Source organism: Paraburkholderia sp. J7 (assembly GCF_905220155.1).
Lineage (GTDB): Bacteria > Pseudomonadota > Gammaproteobacteria > Burkholderiales > Burkholderiaceae > Paraburkholderia.
Genome location: NZ_CAJMYZ010000026.1, coordinates 42,372 through 58,646, shown reverse-complemented (window position 1 = coordinate 58,646; position 16,275 = coordinate 42,372). Strand labels below are relative to the sequence as shown.

At 66.4% G+C, this 16,275-nt stretch carries 10 protein-coding genes; 3 read left to right on the top strand and 7 right to left on the bottom strand.

The window, feature by feature from the left end; translation table 11 throughout:
- Positions 1 to 4: 4 nt before the first annotated feature.
- The 3 genes from U5A58_RS33325 (at position 5) to U5A58_RS33315 (ending at position 2,027) form a co-directional block, all read left to right on the top strand.
- Positions 5 to 640 carry a LysE family translocator gene (locus U5A58_RS33325; RefSeq protein WP_321964621.1) on the top strand — a complete coding sequence of 212 codons (636 nt, stop codon included), beginning with the start codon at positions 5 to 7 and terminating at the stop codon, positions 638 to 640.
- A gap of 102 nt (positions 641 to 742) precedes the next feature.
- On the top strand, positions 743 to 1,309 hold the full coding sequence (locus U5A58_RS33320) for a TetR/AcrR family transcriptional regulator (protein WP_321964620.1): 567 nt from the start codon (positions 743 to 745) through the stop codon (positions 1,307 to 1,309).
- 292 nt (positions 1,310 to 1,601) lie between these two features.
- A complete protein-coding gene (locus U5A58_RS33315; protein ID WP_321964619.1) occupies positions 1,602 to 2,027 on the top strand; it encodes an organic hydroperoxide resistance protein in 426 nt (141 codons plus the stop codon).
- A gap of 78 nt (positions 2,028 to 2,105) precedes the next feature.
- Here U5A58_RS33315 and recD read toward each other — a convergent pair whose 3' ends face one another.
- The 7 genes from recD to U5A58_RS33280 all read right to left on the bottom strand — a co-directional run bounded on the left by recD (position 2,106) and on the right by U5A58_RS33280 (position 16,195).
- Positions 2,106 to 4,307 carry an exodeoxyribonuclease V subunit alpha gene (gene recD / locus U5A58_RS33310; protein ID WP_321964618.1) on the bottom strand — a complete coding sequence of 734 codons (2,202 nt, stop codon included), beginning with the start codon at positions 4,305 to 4,307 and terminating at the stop codon, positions 2,106 to 2,108.
- Positions 4,304 to 8,140 carry an exodeoxyribonuclease V subunit beta gene (gene recB / locus U5A58_RS33305; RefSeq protein WP_321964617.1) on the bottom strand — a complete coding sequence of 1,279 codons (3,837 nt, stop codon included), beginning with the start codon at positions 8,138 to 8,140 and terminating at the stop codon, positions 4,304 to 4,306. Before recB ends, recD begins: the two co-directional genes overlap by 4 nt.
- On the bottom strand, positions 8,137 to 11,721 hold the full coding sequence (recC, locus tag U5A58_RS33300) for an exodeoxyribonuclease V subunit gamma (protein ID WP_321964616.1): 3,585 nt from the start codon (positions 11,719 to 11,721) through the stop codon (positions 8,137 to 8,139). The genes recB and recC overlap by 4 nt, the downstream gene beginning before the upstream one ends.
- Positions 11,722 to 11,950: 229 nt before the next feature.
- Positions 11,951 to 13,042: a sn-glycerol-3-phosphate import ATP-binding protein UgpC gene (locus U5A58_RS33295; protein WP_321909310.1), complete on the bottom strand. Its 1,092-nt coding sequence runs from the start codon at positions 13,040 to 13,042 to the stop codon at positions 11,951 to 11,953.
- Positions 13,043 to 13,067: 25 nt separating this feature from the next.
- Complete coding sequence (gene ugpE / locus U5A58_RS33290; protein ID WP_321909311.1) at positions 13,068 to 13,913, bottom strand: sn-glycerol-3-phosphate ABC transporter permease UgpE; 846 nt, start codon at positions 13,911 to 13,913, stop codon at positions 13,068 to 13,070.
- 13 nt (positions 13,914 to 13,926) lie between these two features.
- Positions 13,927 to 14,808: a sn-glycerol-3-phosphate ABC transporter permease UgpA gene (gene ugpA / locus U5A58_RS33285; protein ID WP_321909313.1), complete on the bottom strand. Its 882-nt coding sequence runs from the start codon at positions 14,806 to 14,808 to the stop codon at positions 13,927 to 13,929.
- Positions 14,809 to 14,959: 151 nt separating this feature from the next.
- Entirely contained in the window at positions 14,960 to 16,195 is a 1,236-nt protein-coding gene (locus U5A58_RS33280) for an autotransporter strand-loop-strand O-heptosyltransferase (protein WP_321964615.1), read from the bottom strand.
- Between the last annotated feature and the right edge of the window lie 80 nt (positions 16,196 to 16,275).

Here is a 16,275-nt window from a genome sequence, read left to right as displayed (position 1 = left end):
CAGCATGTCTCCTCTCGCCGCCGTTGCCAGCATTCTCCTCGCCGTTCTACTCGGGGCCATGAGCCCTGGCCCGAGCTTCGTACTCGTCGCGCGCAACTCGATCGGTTTATCGCGCCGTGACGGCGTCGCCACTGCGCTCGGCATGGGCACGGGTGCGATCTGCTTCGCGGGCATCGCGCTCGCCGGGCTCTACACCCTGCTCGCCACCGTGGCCTGGCTGTACGCTGCGCTCAAGATTGCGGGCGGCGCCTATCTGCTCTACATCGCTTCGCGCATCTGGCGCGGCGCCGGCACGCCGGTCACGGTAAGCAAGACGGCCGCACCGGACGAGCGCCCCGGCAAGTCGTACTGGAGCGGCCTCACCACCCAGTTGAGCAACCCGAAAACGGCCATTGCCTATGGCGGCATCTTCGTTGCGCTCCTGCCGCATAACCCGCCGCTGTGGTGCTACTTCGCGTTGCCGCCGCTCGTGTTCGCGATCGAAACCGGCTGGTATACGGTCGTCGCGCTGTGCTTTTCGAGCCAGCGTCCGCGCGATCTCTACCTGCGCGCCAAAGGCTGGATCGACCGCATTGCCGCTGGCGCCATCGCGGCGCTGGGCCTGCGCCTTGTTTTCAGCGCCGGACATCGCGGTATCTGACACTGCCCTGCCGGACGCGGCCCAGCGGTCGCGCCCGGCGCCCCAAAACTTTTTTGCATGAGGCGCTTGACAATCTATCTTCCAGTAGATAAATTAGAAGCCATGGATACGAAGTTGACAGTGCGGGAGCAGGTTCTGGACCACGCCATCACACTCATGATGCTGCGGGGGTACAACGGGTTCAGCTACCGCGACCTGTCTGAGCTGGTGGGCGTGAAAACGTCGAGCATCCACTATTACTTCCCGTCGAAAGACGACCTGGTGCTGGAGGCGGTAAGCCAATACAGCGGCGAAGTCATGGCGGGATTGCAGTCGATCGACGCAGCGCTCCCGGCGCGCGAAAAGCTCGCTACGTACACGCGGCTCTTCGGCAAGACGCTCGGCGACGGCCACCAGATCTGTCTGTGCGGCATGCTGGCCGCCGACATCGAGTCGCTGCCGGAAACCGTGCGTCAGGCTGTGCAGGCATTCTTCCGCGCCAACGAAAACTGGCTGGCCGAGGTGCTGGCCCAAGGCGCGAAAGAAGGCACGCTGGTCGTGAAGAGCAAGCCCGAAAGCGCGGCCCGCACGTTGTTCGCGGCCTTGCAGGGCAGCGTGCTGGCGAGCCGCTTGTTTCATACGAAGTCGCGCCTCGAAGATGTCGAAGCCATGTGGCGCGTGGCGCAGTGAAGGATTTTTTTGCCCGTAATGCGGGGCGGCTAGCCGCCTCTTTTATTAGCCCCTTGGTTCTATCTTCTGATAGATAGTTAAAAGGAGGAGCATCATGAGTGTGTTTCGACGGCCGGAAATCTATCTGGCAATAGATAGAATGCAAAAGCTGACGACCGGAAATTCGCAAGCGCTGCTCTTCTGCTGGACCCTGGTGCACATGGCTGTCGCCTTGCACCAGTAAATTGGACGCTGTACTCCGCCGTACCCTTATTTACCTTTACCGAACCGTCTTTGCTCAAAGGAGCCTGTCATGTCGATCGAAAAAGTCCTCTACCGCGCCGAAGCCAACGTCACCGGTGGCCGCGATGGCCGCGCCGTCGTCCCCGCCAGCCACCTGGACCTCAAGCTCACCACGCCGCGTGAACTCGGCGGCGCGGGCGGCGACGGCACGAACCCCGAGCAGCTGTTTGCCGCGGGCTATAGCGCGTGCTTCATCGGTGCGATGAAGTTCGTCTCGGCGCGCGACAAGATTGCCCTGCCCGCCGATGTTTCGATTACCGGCAATGTCGGCATCGGCCAGATTCCGAATGGCTTCGGCATTGAAGTCGAACTGAAGATTTCGCTGCCCGGCATGGACCGCGCGGCCGCCCAGGCGCTCGTCGACAAGGCCCATATCGTGTGCCCGTACTCGAACGCCACGCGCGGCAACATCGACGTGACGCTCACGATCGTTTAAGCGTCACGCTCCACGCGAGCGAGATGCAGCACAAGTCGAGGGCCGCCATAAGCGGCCCTCGACTGTTTTGCTTACCGCTCATGCGGCCTGCGCGTCGCGCGCGAGCCCTGCCATGAGGCCGCTTGCGCGCTGCACCTTGGCGAGCACCGCGCGATCGAGCACGGAACGGCCCTCGGGCACTGCAAGCGTAAGAAACGACCGCGCACGCGTGATGCCGGTGTAGACGAGTTCGCGCGTGAGAATGGGGCTGTACGTATCGGGCAACACGAGCGCGGCGTGCGTGAACTCCGAGCCCTGCGATTTGTGGACGGTGAGCGCGAACACGGTTTCCACGCCTTGCAGTCGGCTCGGCGACACCCACTTCACGCCGCCCGAGCCGTCGCCGGCCGGGAACGCCACGCGCAACACGGGCGGCGCGCCTGCCGCAACGGGCAACGCCAGCGCGACGCCGATATCGCCGTTCATGAGTCCAAGCTCGTAGTCGTTGTGCATGACGAGCACGGGCCGGCCCGCGTACCAGTCGCCATACGGTTCGATGAGTCCTTCTTCCTGCAGCAGGCGCGCGACGCGCCGGTTCAGGCCTTCGACGCCCCACGGACCGCGCCGCAGCGCGCACAGCAGCTGGAACGCGCCGTGCGCTTTCAGCACCCCCGCGGCCCAGGCGGAAAGCGCATCGGTCGTGGCGCCGGGTTCGGGCCGCGTCGTTCGCATCGTTTCCAGGTAGTGCCGGTAGCCCTGGCGCTGGGCGGCGCTTTGCCCTCCCACACGGCCATCGACGATCAGCGAGCGCAACGGACCGTCATCGTCGGCGGGACAGACGAGCCGCGCGAGATCCTCGTATCCGCGTGACCAGATCTTCGCGACACCCACGGCATCGCCCGTATTGACAAGTTCGGCCAGCGCGCCGATACCGCTTTCCGATGCAAAACGATGGCTCTCGCGCAGCATCGCGATGGCCTGGTCGAGCGGCAGACCGTGCGCGTCGAGCATGGCGGCTTCGATACGCTCGCCGGTGGCAGCTTCGAGCCACGCGCGCGACGCCTGCGTGTAATGGCCTTCGCGCGCCCGGTCGCACAGTTCGCCGAGCACCGCGCCCGCTTCGACCGACGCGAGCTGATCCTTGTCGCCAAGCAGGATGAGCCTCGCGGTGGGCGGCAGCGCGTCGAGCACGGCGGCCATCATTTCGAGGTCCACCATCGAGGCCTCGTCGATTACGAGCACGTCCACAGGCAGCGGGTTCGCGGCGTCGTGGCGGAAGCGCCGGCTGCCTGGCCGCGTGCCCAGCACGCGATGCAGCGTGGTCACGACAGTCGGAATCGCCTTGCGCAGCGCCACGGCATCTACGTGTGCCTGCAGCGCGTCGAACGGCAGCCGCTCCACCGCGCCCGCAATCGATTCGTTCAACCGCGCTGCGGCCTTGCCGGTGGGCGCGGCAAGGCGAATGCGCAACGGCCGCGAGGCGGGCGTTCCCTGCCCTGCGCGGCCCAGCGCAAGTGTTTGCAGGAGTGCCAATAATCTCACGACCGTAGTCGTTTTGCCGGTGCCCGGGCCGCCCGTGACGATACTGAACGCGCTGCGTGCGGCGAGCGCGCAAGCGAGCTTTTGCCAGTCGGCGGTGCGCATCTCGCCGCTGCGCGGCGCGAACAGCGCATCGAGCGCCGCGCGCGCGACGTCGAGCGGCAGCGCGGCTTCGAGCCGTGCGGCGCGGCCAAGCCGGCGCTCGATCCCCTCGCGCACGTCCTGCTCGTATTGCCAGTAGCGCCGCAAATAAAGCCGCGTGCCCACGAGCACGAGCGGCGCGTTGCCCGCTGCAACGTCGGTAGCCGCGGTCTCTTCGCTCACCAGATCGGGCGCAGCGAGCGCCGCGCGCCATTGCGCGAGCGTGACGCCCGCGAGCACTTCGGCAGGCGGCTGCGCCGGCACCGCGGCCAGCACCTGCGGTCCATCGGGCGGCAGGGAAAGCGCGAACGCCGGGTCCTCCAGCGTGGCCTTCAGGTCGAGACACACGTGACCGCGCCCGAGTTGATGGCTCGCCAGCGCGGCCGCGAGCAGCAACAACGGCTCACTGTGCGGCGCTTCGGTCCACAGAAAGCGCGCGAATGCGGCATCGAGCGTACGCAGCCAGCCGCGCTCCACCCAGTTGTCGAGCACGCCGAGCATGTGCGCGGGCGTTTCGCGCGCGCCGCCCGTCCCCGCTTGCGGCTCGGCGTCCGGCATGTCCAGATTCTCGAACAGATCGCCGGTGAGGCCGTCCTGCCCTTTCGTGCGGCGCCTCGTCATGCCACGTCCTCCAGCGCGTTGCGACGCGCGAAGAGCGCGTCGAGTCGTTCGATCAACTCACGCGGCGGCCGCTCGCAATGCAGCCCCTGCCCCGGCGCGCGGCCGCCACGCAGGAACAGATAGACGGCTCCGCCCACGTGGCGGTCGTAGTCGTAATCGGGCAAACGCGCCTTGAGCAGGCGGTGCAGCGCGAACAAATAGAGCACGTATTGCAGCTCGTAACGCGAATGGAGAATCTGCGCGCGCATTTTCGCGGTCGTATACGAAGCATCGTCGGGACCGAGCCAGTTCGACTTGTAGTCGGCCACGTAGTAGCGGCCTTCGTGTTCGAACACCAGATCCATGAAGCCCTTGAGCATGCCATTGAGCGTGGCGGCGTCGAGCGCGGGGCGCGCCTCGCCGTCCAGCGTGAATTCAGTGACGAGGGCATCGATTGCCAGCGTATCGACGGCGTGTGCCGTGACCCAGAACTCCAGTTCGGCCATATACGCACCGGGCGCGAACTGCGCGAACGCCACGCTCGCCACACGCTCGCCTTCGATATCGGGCAGGCGCAGCGGCGTGCGCACGAGTTCCAGCATCCACGCCGTGAGCGTTTCGATCCAGTGCGACCAGCCGCGCACGCTGCAACGGCGCGCCACCATGTCGCGCACCCGCGCTTCGTCTAGTGCGATTTCGGCGAAGCCTTCGTTGGCCGCCCACTCCATCAGTTCGTGCAGGAAGGTGCCTGCGTCCGCGCCGCGCTCGAAGCCGTGCATCGGCGCGAGCGCGGGGGCGACGAGCGCTTGCCCGGCGCTTGCGAACGCCTCGTCGTCCTCGGGTGGCACGCTCGCATCGAGCAGTTCGAGGAACACGTCCTCGCTGCGCGTGTCGGGCGCGCCGCGCGCGTCGTCCGCTTCGACGGGAACGCCCGACCCGATCGACGTTTCGACCGTCTTCAGGCTCGAATAGCTCGCGATCCACCAGCGTTCGCGCTCGCGATGGGCAAGGGTGCGCGCTTCGCCGCGCACGGCACCGGTGTCGCGCAGCGCGAGCGCGTCGCGACGCGCTTCGGGAGCGCTCGCCACGGCGATATCCGCGCACGGTCCGCGCAACGCATCGAGCAATGCTTCGGTTTCCTCAGCAGGAATAGCCGCGCCGCCCCTCATGAGATAACCGAATGCACTTGCCTCGACGCCCTGCACCGGTCCATAGCCGACCCACGTCGCGTAACGCGCGCGCGTCAGCGCAACGTAGAGTTTGCGCAGATCTTCGCCGAGGCGTTCGCGATCGGCCTGACTCAGCACGCGCGGGTCCGCCTCGAGGGTCACGCGCAATTCGCCTTCGCCGTCGTGCCACTTGAACGGCACGTCGTCGGGCTTGACGGCGCGGTGCGCGCACGCGAACGGCAAAAACACGAGCGGGTATTCGAGACCTTTCGACTTGTGAATCGTGACCACTTGCACGAGCCCCGCGTCGCTCTCCAGACGCAACTGGCGCGCGTCGCCCCCGCCGCCTGCGCTTTCGTCTTCGCGCTGCTCGTCGAGATAGCGGATCAACGCGTGTTCGCCATCGAGCTGCGTGCTCGCCTGTTGCAGCAGTTCGGCGAGATGCAGCAGGTTCGTGAGCGCGCGCTCGCCGTTGAGTCCTGCGCCAGCCGCCTCGCCAAGCAAGCGCTGCGGCACATGAAAGTCGTTGAAGAGACGGCGCAACATCGGCAGCACGCCCTTCCTGCGCCAGCATTCGCGGTACTCGCGGAACTGCAGCACGCGCGACTCCCACGCGATCTCGTCGTGCCCGAGCCGGTCGAGTTCGGCCCATTCGAGCCCGAGCGTGGGCGTGGCGAGCGCCGTGCGCACGAGGCGGCCGTCGTCGGGCTCGGCGCAGGCCGCCAGCCAGTAGCGCAGCTCTTCCGCCTGCGGCGTCTGGTAGACCGAATCGCGATCCGAGAGATAGACGCTGCGCACGCCGCGCGCGGCCAGCGCTTCGCGTATCGCCTGCGCTTCGCTGCGGTTGTTGACGAGCACGGCCATGTCGGCGGGCTGCAACGGCCGCATGCCGTGTTCGCCCGAGAAACCCGCTGCGTGTTCCTGACCGAGGTTGAGCAGGCGCACCATCTCGGTCGCGCAGCTCCCCGCCATGCCCGCAAGATACGCGCCCTTGCTGAGCGGCTTGCCCTCCGCGGCAGGCGGCATCCAGAAAACGTTGAGCGCGGGCAGCGCCGCGCCGGCAGCGACCAGCTTCTCGGCACGTCCATGCGCATCGGCAGCGACGAACGGCAATGCGTTCTCGCGTCCATCAGGGCTGCGAAACAAAAACGCACCGCTTCCCTCGGGCCGCGATTCCGCCGCCTCGAAACAGCGGTTCACCGCCTCGACCATCGCGCGCGTGGAGCGGAAATTCTTCTTGAGCGTATAGAGCCGCCCTTCGCAGGCACGGCGCGCGCGCAGGTAGGTGTAAATATCCGCGCCGCGAAACGCATAGATCGCCTGCTTCGGGTCGCCGATCAGAACGATAGCTGTTTCGGTGTCATTCCCGGCGATACGGTAGACAGAATCGAAGATCTGGTACTGGACCGGGTCCGTGTCCTGAAACTCGTCGATGAGCGCGACCGGGTACTGCTTGCGGATGATTTCCGCGAGGCGCACACCGTTCTCGCGCTGCAGTGCCGCGCGCAGCCGCGTGAGCAGATCGTCGAAGCCCATTTGCGAGCGGCGCGCTTCTTCCTCCTCGAAGCGGCGCGCCACCCAGCGCGCGGCGTGGCACAGCAGGTCCTGCTTCGCCTCGGGCGGCGCGGCCAGCGACTCGCGCAACGTTTGCATCGCCACGAAGGCCGCATGGTCCGGCGGCTCCCCCTTCACCCAGATTTCGGCGAGGCCGTCGGGCGTGAGGCGCGTCCACACGGCCGCCTTATCGTCGAAGCCCGGATGCGCGGACTCGGGATCGTTGGCCCAGTCGCGCAGCTTGCCGATCCACGTTTCGCTATGCTTAGAATTCAACTTTCTGGCGTCGAACTGTTTGGCCGCGCGCGCCGCGTTCAGCAGCGCCTCGACCTCGTCGATCCAGACGGGCCAGGGCGCCTTCAGCGTTTCGAGTTCGTCGCGCGCGCGCTTGCGGGCGTCTGCGAGCGCAGCGCCAGGGTCGCTCGCATCCGGCAAAAGATCAGCGTGGGGAAGCAGCCCGCGTATTGCGTTGTGCAATTCGTCCGGACTCGCGAACCATGCTCTCACTTCGGCGGCGCTCGCCGCGTCGAGCGGCGCCATGAAGGTGCGCCAGTAGTCGCGCACGACTTCGGCGCGCAATTCCGTCTGGTCGGTTTCGAGCGTCTGCGAAAAGAGGCTGTCGCTGTCGAACGCGTGCTCGCTCAGCATGCGGTTGCACCAGCCGTGGATCGTCGAGACGGCCGCCTCGTCCATCCATTCGGCCGCGAGTTGCAGGCGACGCGCGCATGAAGTCCACTGCTCCGGCAAGTACTCTGTGCGCAGGTCATGCAACAGGTCGACGCCGGGCTCGCGCTCGGGCACGTCATCCGGCGCTACGCGAAAGTATTCGGCCGCTTCGATAAGGCGCGCGCGAATACGCTCGCGCAGCTCCTTCGTCGCCGCGTCGGTAAACGTCACCACGAGAATCTCTGGCGGCGTGAGCGCGCGGCCTGCCGTGCGCGCCTCGTCATCGGCATTCGCCTCGCCGCTTGCCGCATTGAGCGCGCCGTGACCGAGCACGAGACGCACGTACAGCATGGCAATCGTGAAGGTCTTGCCCGTGCCCGCGCTCGCCTCGATCAAGCGGCTACCGTAAAGCGGGAAGCGCAACGGCTCCAGTACATGTGCGTCCATGGTCCCGAGCGGATTCATGCCGTTTCTCCTGCCTCGCTCGAGGCTCGCTTCGCACGCGACGACGCGAGCGGCGCGCGGCTCACCGGCAGCAACAGCGTCGTGGCGAGCGTGATGAAATCGTCGTGGGCGACCAGCGCCTCGAAATCGGGGAAGGCGCGGCGCAGATACGGATTCGCCTCGCGCTCGCCGGGCGTGCGTCCATTGCCTTCATATGCCGCGCACGCGGCTTCCCACGCTTCGGCCGGCACCGTGGCGCGCGCGCCGTCGAAGCTGTCCGGCAACTTGCGCAGCCACGCAAACGCAGTCTTCACCGCGAGCGGCAACGGCCGTCGTGCGCCGTCGTCCCATGCGGCGAGCAATGCCAGCAGATAGGCGCGCGCCACCTGCGCATCGAGCGGCGCGAACTCCGCCACGCCCACCTTGCTCACGATCACCGTGGTCACCGGTCCGGCCGCGATTTGTGCGGCGACGTGCGCAACCCAATAAGGCACGAGACGATCGCTGCGATAGCGGCTGTCCTTCACGAGCGTGCCCGGCTCCAGAATCACGCGGCCAAGCGCGCCGTCCAGGCCCGCGCGCAAATCGCCGAGCCAGTCGTCTAGCGAAACGGTGCGGCCTTCCAGCATCGCATCGAGACGAATTTCGTATTGATGCTCGAGCGGCTCAGGCCAGCGCGCGAGCGCCTTGCGATATTCGGCGAACAGCTCGGGCATGGGCGCAAGCAGTTCTTCGCCGATCACTTCGCCAAAGCCGCCCGTCGCAAGATCGCCACTGCGGTGCATGCGCTCGAGGCGCGCAAGCGCGGCCGGTTCGAGATCGTCTTCGCCGCGCTCCATCGCCTTGACCTGCGCGCGGATCAGTTCGCTTTGCAACTGCCACGCCTGCAACGCATCCACCTCGAAGGGCTCGTGATTCTCGCTCGCCGCGTCTTCGCTTTCGAAGGCCACGCGCAGTCGCTGACGGAAGAAGCTGCGCACCGGCTCGCGCAGAAATTCGCCAAGCTCGCGAATCGAAAGCGGCTCGTCGCGTTCAGGGGGCGCCAGGACTTGCGCGTTGGCTTCGGCTGCGGGCCGCACATCAGCAGGCTTGCCCCACTCATGCGCATACGTGTAGAGCGTCGCCTCTTCCGGGCGCGGCGGAAAATAGTCAGGGCTGAATGGCTGCAAGCGATGCTCGATGGTCAACGCGTCGAGCAGCGCGTCCCCATCGGCATCTTCTTCGCCGTCGAGCCGCCAGCCGGCCTTCAGATGATCGCGCAACTGCCCCACCAGCACCGAAGGCGGGCGCGGCGTGTTGTCGGTCACGCTGCGGCCGATCCACGAAACGTGCAGATGGTCGCGCGCCGAGAGCAGCGCCTCGAGGAACAGATAACGGTCGTCTTCGCGGCGCGAGCGGTCGCCCGGGCGGTAGTCGCGGCGCATGAGGTCGAAGTCGAGCGGCGTGCGGCTGCGCGGATAGTCGCCGTCGTTCATGCCGAGCAGGCACACGCGCCGGAACGGAATGGCCCGCATCGGCATGAGCGTGGCGAACGTCACCGCGCCCGCGAAGAAGCGCTGCGAGAGGCCGCCGCCTTCGAGCGCCGCGAGCCAGTTCTCCGCGACGATGGCAAGCGGCAACGCCTGCGTGAGCGCGGCTTCGTCGCAGGCTTCGCGCCACGTTTCGAGCGCGCCGTCGAGGCGGTCGAGTGTGTAGGCGTCTTCGTCCTGGGCCTCAAAAAAAGCCGCCTTCAAGTCGCGCAGACGTTCGCACCACGCGTCCACCGTGGCCGGTTCGCGCAGCGTGCGCCATGCGTGATCGAGCGCATCCACGAGCCGCGTGAGCGGGCCCAGCAACGCGGCGTCCAGGCCGCCGATTTCGCTGTACGGCTCGATGTCGCGCCATGCCCCCGCGCGCTCGCCCGCGGCGTAGCCCAGCAGCATGCGCCGCAAACCGAACGCCCAGCTATTGGGCGCGTTCAGCTCGTCTGCCTGGGGCAGCCCGAGGCTCGCGCGCTGGCCCGCGTGCAATCCCCAGCGGATATTTGCGCCGTCGATCCAGTTGCGCAACGTCGGCACGTCTTCGACATCGATGCCAAAGCGTGCGCGCACGGCCGGCACTTCGAGCAGGTCGAGCACGTCGCTCACCGTCACGCGCGAGTACGGCAGCGACAGCAGCATTTCCAGCGCGCCGATGAGCGGGTCGAACGCGCGCTGCGCGCGGTCGGCTACGCTGAACGGGATACTGCGCGGGTCGTTGCCGTCGAGCAGGCCGAACACGGCCTGAATATGCGGCGCGTAGACCTCGATGTCGGGCACCATCACGATCACATCGCGCGGCCGCAATGTGGGGTCCGCCGCAAATGCCGCAAGCAGGCGGTCGTGCAGAATCTCCACTTCGCGTTGCGCGCTGTGCGCAACGTGAAATCGAATTGATTCGTCATCCTGTATGTCGACAGGCTCCCAGTGCTCGCGCGTCTCGCCAAGCGGACGCAGATCGCGAATGTCGTCCTGCAACTGCGAGAGCAGAGTGAGCGCGTCTTCGCCGTCGAACAGATCGATACGCTGGCCAATGCGCGTGAAATGCGGCGTGTAGGTCTCGCGCGCTTCGTCGCTATCGTATTCGTCGAGCAGGCCGATGAAATCGCGGCCCTGTTTACCCCACGCCGCGAGCAGCGGCTGCGAATGCAGATGCAGCTGTGCCTCGTCGAGCTGATCCGGTGCGCCCGCGCGGCGGCGCTGGCGAGCGTGGCGCGCGCGCAGCAGGTCCTGGTCCGCAACGATGTCGGCCCAGTAGTGCATGCAGGGGTTGTGCACGCACATCAGCACCTGGCTCCAGCGCGCGAGCGCCGCGAGCACTTCGACCGACTGGCGCGCGAGGCTTGAAATGCCGAATACGACGAGGCGGCGCGGCAGCCCCTTCGGCCGCGCATCGCCCTCCTGCCACGATTGCGCGCGCGCCATGAATGCCTCGTGCACGGCGGCACGGCCCGTGTCGCGCAGGCCGATGCCGTCCGGCGCCTGCGCGCTCACGTCCGCGAGCAGCGCGCGCCAAAGCGCGGCCTGCCAGCGCGCCTCCTCGGGCAACGGCGTACGCACGTTGCGTGCATCGATCAGCACGTCCTCGTTAGCGGCCCACGCGGCGAGCCAGTCCGCGCGATAGACCTGGTACTGGTCGAGCAAATCCGCCACGCGCTGCGCGAGCTGGAAGCACTTGCGCTGGTCCTCGTCGTTGGCCATGAAGCGTTTGAGCGGCTCATAACCAGGCTCGTCGAGCAACGCCGGCAGCATGCGCATGAGACGCCAGACGAGGCGCGACTTGTCGAACGGCGAGACCGCGGGCACCGCGTCGTTGCCGAGCACCGCGCGATACACCTGCCACAGGAAGCGCGACGGCAGCGACATTTCGAACGCCGCCGCGATACCGCAACCGCCGTCCTCAGGGTCGGCGGCAAACGCAAGCTTGAGCCACTGCGCAATGCCGTTGCTCTGCACGAGGAACATTTCCTTTTCGAGCGGCGCGACCGGGTTCTGCCCGATCCAGTGCACGATCAGGTCGCGCATGCGCTCGGGCTGATTGCCGTGAACGAGCATCAGCCCCGTGGGCAGTTCGCGCGCACTCAAGCGAGGCTCCGGCGCGCGTGGCGCACATTGGGCACGCGTTGGGCAGAGTGGGCGAGAAAGCGAAGAAAAGGGATTGCGGCCATGTCGCCAGTTCGTGTTGGGTGCCGGTACTTACCGTTACGAATTGCGCGGGCGGCTTTTGCGCCCGCGTGATGCGACAGTTTACGACAATCGGGACCGCGGCGAGCGGCGCATTCGCGCGCAGGCCGCGGTTTGGGTGCCAGCCTCGTCAGGCCGTCGCGGCCGGACCCAGGCGCTTACCCGTAGCCGGATCGAAGAAATGCAGGCGCGCCGGCGGCAAGTGCACCGCCAGCCGCTCGCCGGGCGTGGGCCGCGTTTCGTGCGGCAGGCGCACCACCACATCGGCGCTGCCCCAGCGGCCGTGCGCAAGGTTGTCCGCGCCGAGCAATTCGCAGGTCTCGACTTCGAGCGTGACCGGCTCGTTGGCGCCGCGCGCGTGCATATGCTCGGGCCGCACGCCCAGCACGCATGGCGCACCCTTCGGCAGCCAGGCCGGCGCATCGCCAAGCGGCAGATGCGGCCCGTTGCCCTCGATTTCGAAGCGCTGGCCATCGTCGCTCACGCGCCCGCGCAGCAGGTTCATGGCCGGCGAGCCGATGAAGCTCGCCACGAACATCGAAGCGGGCCGGTCGTACACTTCGCTGGGCGTGCCGATCTGCTCCGCGCGCCCGCCATTGAGCACCATCACGCGCTGCGCGAGCGTCATCGCCTCGATCTGGTCGTGCGTGACATAAAGGCTCGTCGTGCGCAGACGCGCATGCAGACGCTGGATTTCAAGGCGCATCTGCACGCGCAGCTTCGCGTCGAGGTTCGAGAGCGGCTCGTCGAACAGGAACACCGAAGGCTCGCGCACGATCGCGCGGCCCATCGCCACGCGCTGGCGCTGGCCGCCCGAAAGCTCGCGCGGCTTGCGCTCCAGCAGCTTGCCCAGCTCCAGGATTTCGGCGGCCGCGGCCACGCGCGCATCGATCGCTGCGCGGTCGAGCCCCTGCAACTTGAGGCTGTAGCCCATGTTGCGCGCAACCGTCATGTGCGGATACAGCGCGTAGTTCTGGAACACCATCGCGATGTCGCGATCCTTGGGCTCCACACGATTGACCACCTTTTCGCCGATGGCGATCTCGCCCGACGTGATGGTCTCCAGGCCCGCCACCATGCGCAGCAGCGTCGATTTCCCGCAGCCCGACGGGCCGACGAGCACCATGAATTCGCCGTCCGCCACCTGCACGTCGATGCCGTGCAACACCTGTTGCGCGCCGTCGTATGACTTCGTGACGCCCCGTATGCTCAATGCCGCCATGCCGTCTCCCGATTTGCATTCATGCTTATTTCTCCACATCCACGAGGCCGCGCACGAACCAGCGCTGCATGGCCAGCACCACCACGAGCGGCGGCAGCATGGCGATCATCGTCGCGCACATCACGAGATGCCATTGCGTGGCCGCGTCGCCGCTCGAGATCATGCTCTTGATACCCACCACGGCGGTCGTCATCGAGGCCGTGCTCGACATGAGGATCGGCCACAGATACTGGTTCCAGCCGAAAATAAACGTAATGACGAACAGCGACGCGATGTTCGTTTTGGATAGCGGCAACACCACGTCCCAGAAGAAACGCAGCGGTCCCGCGCCGTCAATACGCGCGGCCTCGATCAGTTCGTTGGGCAGCGTGAGGAAGAACTGGCGGAACAGGAACGTGGCGGTGGCCGAAGCGATGAGCGGCAGCGTGAGGCCCGCATAGGTATTCGTGAGATGCAGCGTGGCCGCAACCTGCACCGTGGGGAAGATGCGCACTTCCACGGGCAGCATGAGCGTCACGAAGATCAGCCAGAACGCGAGACGCCGGAACGGAAAGCGGAAGAACACGATCGCATAGGCCGAGATGATCGAAATGGCGATCTTGCCCACCGAGATCACGAGCGCCGTGATCACGCTGTTCAGGAGCATCGCGCCGAACGGGCTCGCGGCGCTGCCGGTGCCCACGTTCCACACGGTGGCCATGTTCGCGAACAGATGCGTGCTCGGCACGAGCGAGAGCGGCACGGAGAAGACTTCTTTCTCGTTCATCGTGGCCGCGCAAAACGCCACGTACACGGGGAAGGCCACCACCGCCACGCCGAGCAGCAGCATGACGTGGCAGAACAGGTTGAAGTATTTGCGGTTCTCGACCATCAGCTCATACCCCTTAGTACTGCACGCGTCGTTCGATGAAGCGGAACTGGAAGATCGTGAGCGCCGTGACGATCAGCATCAGTACGACCGACTGCGCGCCCGAACTGCCGATGTCGAGGCCGCGAAAGCCTTCGTCGAAGATCTTGTACACGAGCGTGCGCGTGGCCTGACCCGGGCCGCCCCCAGTTGCGGCGTCGATCACGGGGAAGGTGTCGAACAGCGCATAGACCACGTTCACGACGAGCAAAAAGAAGCTCGTGGGCGACAGCAGCGGAAACGCAATGCCGAAGAAGCGCCGCACGGGCCCTGCGCCGTCGATGGCGGCCGCCTCGAAGAGCGATTGCGGAATCGACTGCAGGCCCGCGTAGAAGAACAGGAAGTTGTAGCTGATCTGCTGCCAGACCGATGCGATCACAACGAGCGTCATGGCCTGGCCGGGGTTGAGCGCGTGATTCCACGTAACGCCGAAACGCGCGAGCGCGAAGGTCACGAGGCCGATGCTCGGGTTGAACAGAAAGCCCCACAGCACGGCGGCAATGACAGGCGCGACCGCATACGGCCAGATAAGAAACGTTTGATAGAAGCGCTTGCCGCGCGTCACATGGTGCGCCATGGCCGCCAGCAGCAGCGAAATGGCGAGGCCTCCGAACGTGACGAGCGCCGTAAAAACGAGCGTGGTCTGGACCGAGGCCAGATAGAGCGGATCGTGCAGGAGCCGTGTGAAGTTGGCGAAGCCGACGAACACCGACGACGTGCCGAAGGCGTCCTGAGCCTGGGTGGACTGCAGCAGCGCCACCCCGGCCGGCCACAGGAAAAAGATCACGGTCACCGCAAGCTGCGGGCCGACGAGCAGGTACGGCAGCAGGCTCGCCCCAAAACGGGAGCGTTGTTCCATTGCGTCACTCTCCTCGAGTGGCGGCGTTCGGCTGGGCGCGAACGCCAGTTGGCGCGGCTTGTTTATCGAATTGAGCCACCTCCTGGGCGGCGCCGCGTTCGCATTCTAGCCGAGAGTCATGACAGTGCGGATCAAAGCGCGGTTTGAAACGCTATTCGTCTCGATGTGTTGCGCCGAGCGTGGCGATGAGTCGGTCCACCACGCCGATCACGTGGGCCGGCGTGATGGCCTTCGTGCACTGGTAGCGGAACGCGTCGCCCGCATGGCGCGGGCACCAGCCGAAGTCGGTGTCGTCGGACTCGTAGCGCGTGTCGTTGTAGCAGCTATTGCAGGCGTGGAAGTTGATCACGCGCCACGGCGTGTGGAATTCCGCCTTCGGGTGCGAGAAGCCGCTGATCAGCACGACCGGCACGCCCACGGCCCACGCGAGCCACGAGAGCCCGCTGCCAAGGCCCACGAAAAAGTCGGCATGGGCGAGCAGGCTCGCGCGCTCGGTCAGCGCCCGCGCGCCCGTGAAATCCTCGGCGCCTTCGGGCATGACGTTCAGTTCACCGGGCAAGCCATATTCGCGGTCGCGGTCGATACACAGCACCCGGTAGCCGCGCGCCAACAAGTGCGCGACGAGCGCGGGCCAGCCATGCGGATTGTTCCAGTATTTGCACTGCGAAGAGGCTTGCGTAGCGATGCAGACATAGCGCCCGGCAATGACACGCTCGGGGCTCGCGACGGAAACGCGGGGGCTGCGCTCGAGCGCCGGCACGCCCAGCATGTACGAAGCGAAGTCCTGCAAATTGCTTACGCGCAGGTCGGTCGGCTGGTGATCGCGGTCGGAGAGCGGCCGGTACGCGCCAACGCGGTAAGTCGCGTAGACGGGCTCGCCGGTTTCATCATCGGCAGCAGCGGCAGCCGTGAACGCGATGGCGGGATAGCTCGCCTCGAACAGCGCATGCAGCGGGGCCGCCATCCGCACGGTCAACGCACACGCATGCTGCTCACGAAAGGCCTCGAATGCCGGCATCCAGGCGATCGCATCGCCAATCGCGCCCGATCCGACTTCCACGCGTACGTGGCGCCCTGCCGCATCGAAGGAATGCGAAAAAACGCAGCGCGGACCGTCGAATACCTCCAACAGGAAGCGCACATAGTATTTCCGGCGGCTCGTGGCGATCTCGCCCGCGTGCAACACCTCGTCGAACAACACATTGACCGTGTCGAGATCGTGCATGCGCACACGCCAGCCGTCTTTCGGCACCTGCACGCGGCAACCAAAATTGAAGTCGTAACGGATGCCTTCCGGGCCAGCCAGCGCTGGGGTGCCGGGCTGCGCGAAAGCGGTGGACTGGAGGCCGCGCTGGGCGCCGGGAGCGGGGTGAGTGGAGGGATGCATCGGGCGATCGGGCTGCTGGGACGGTTGAACCGACGCGCAGCGTATCCCGGTCGCGAAAATAACGGGGACGTCGCCGCCCC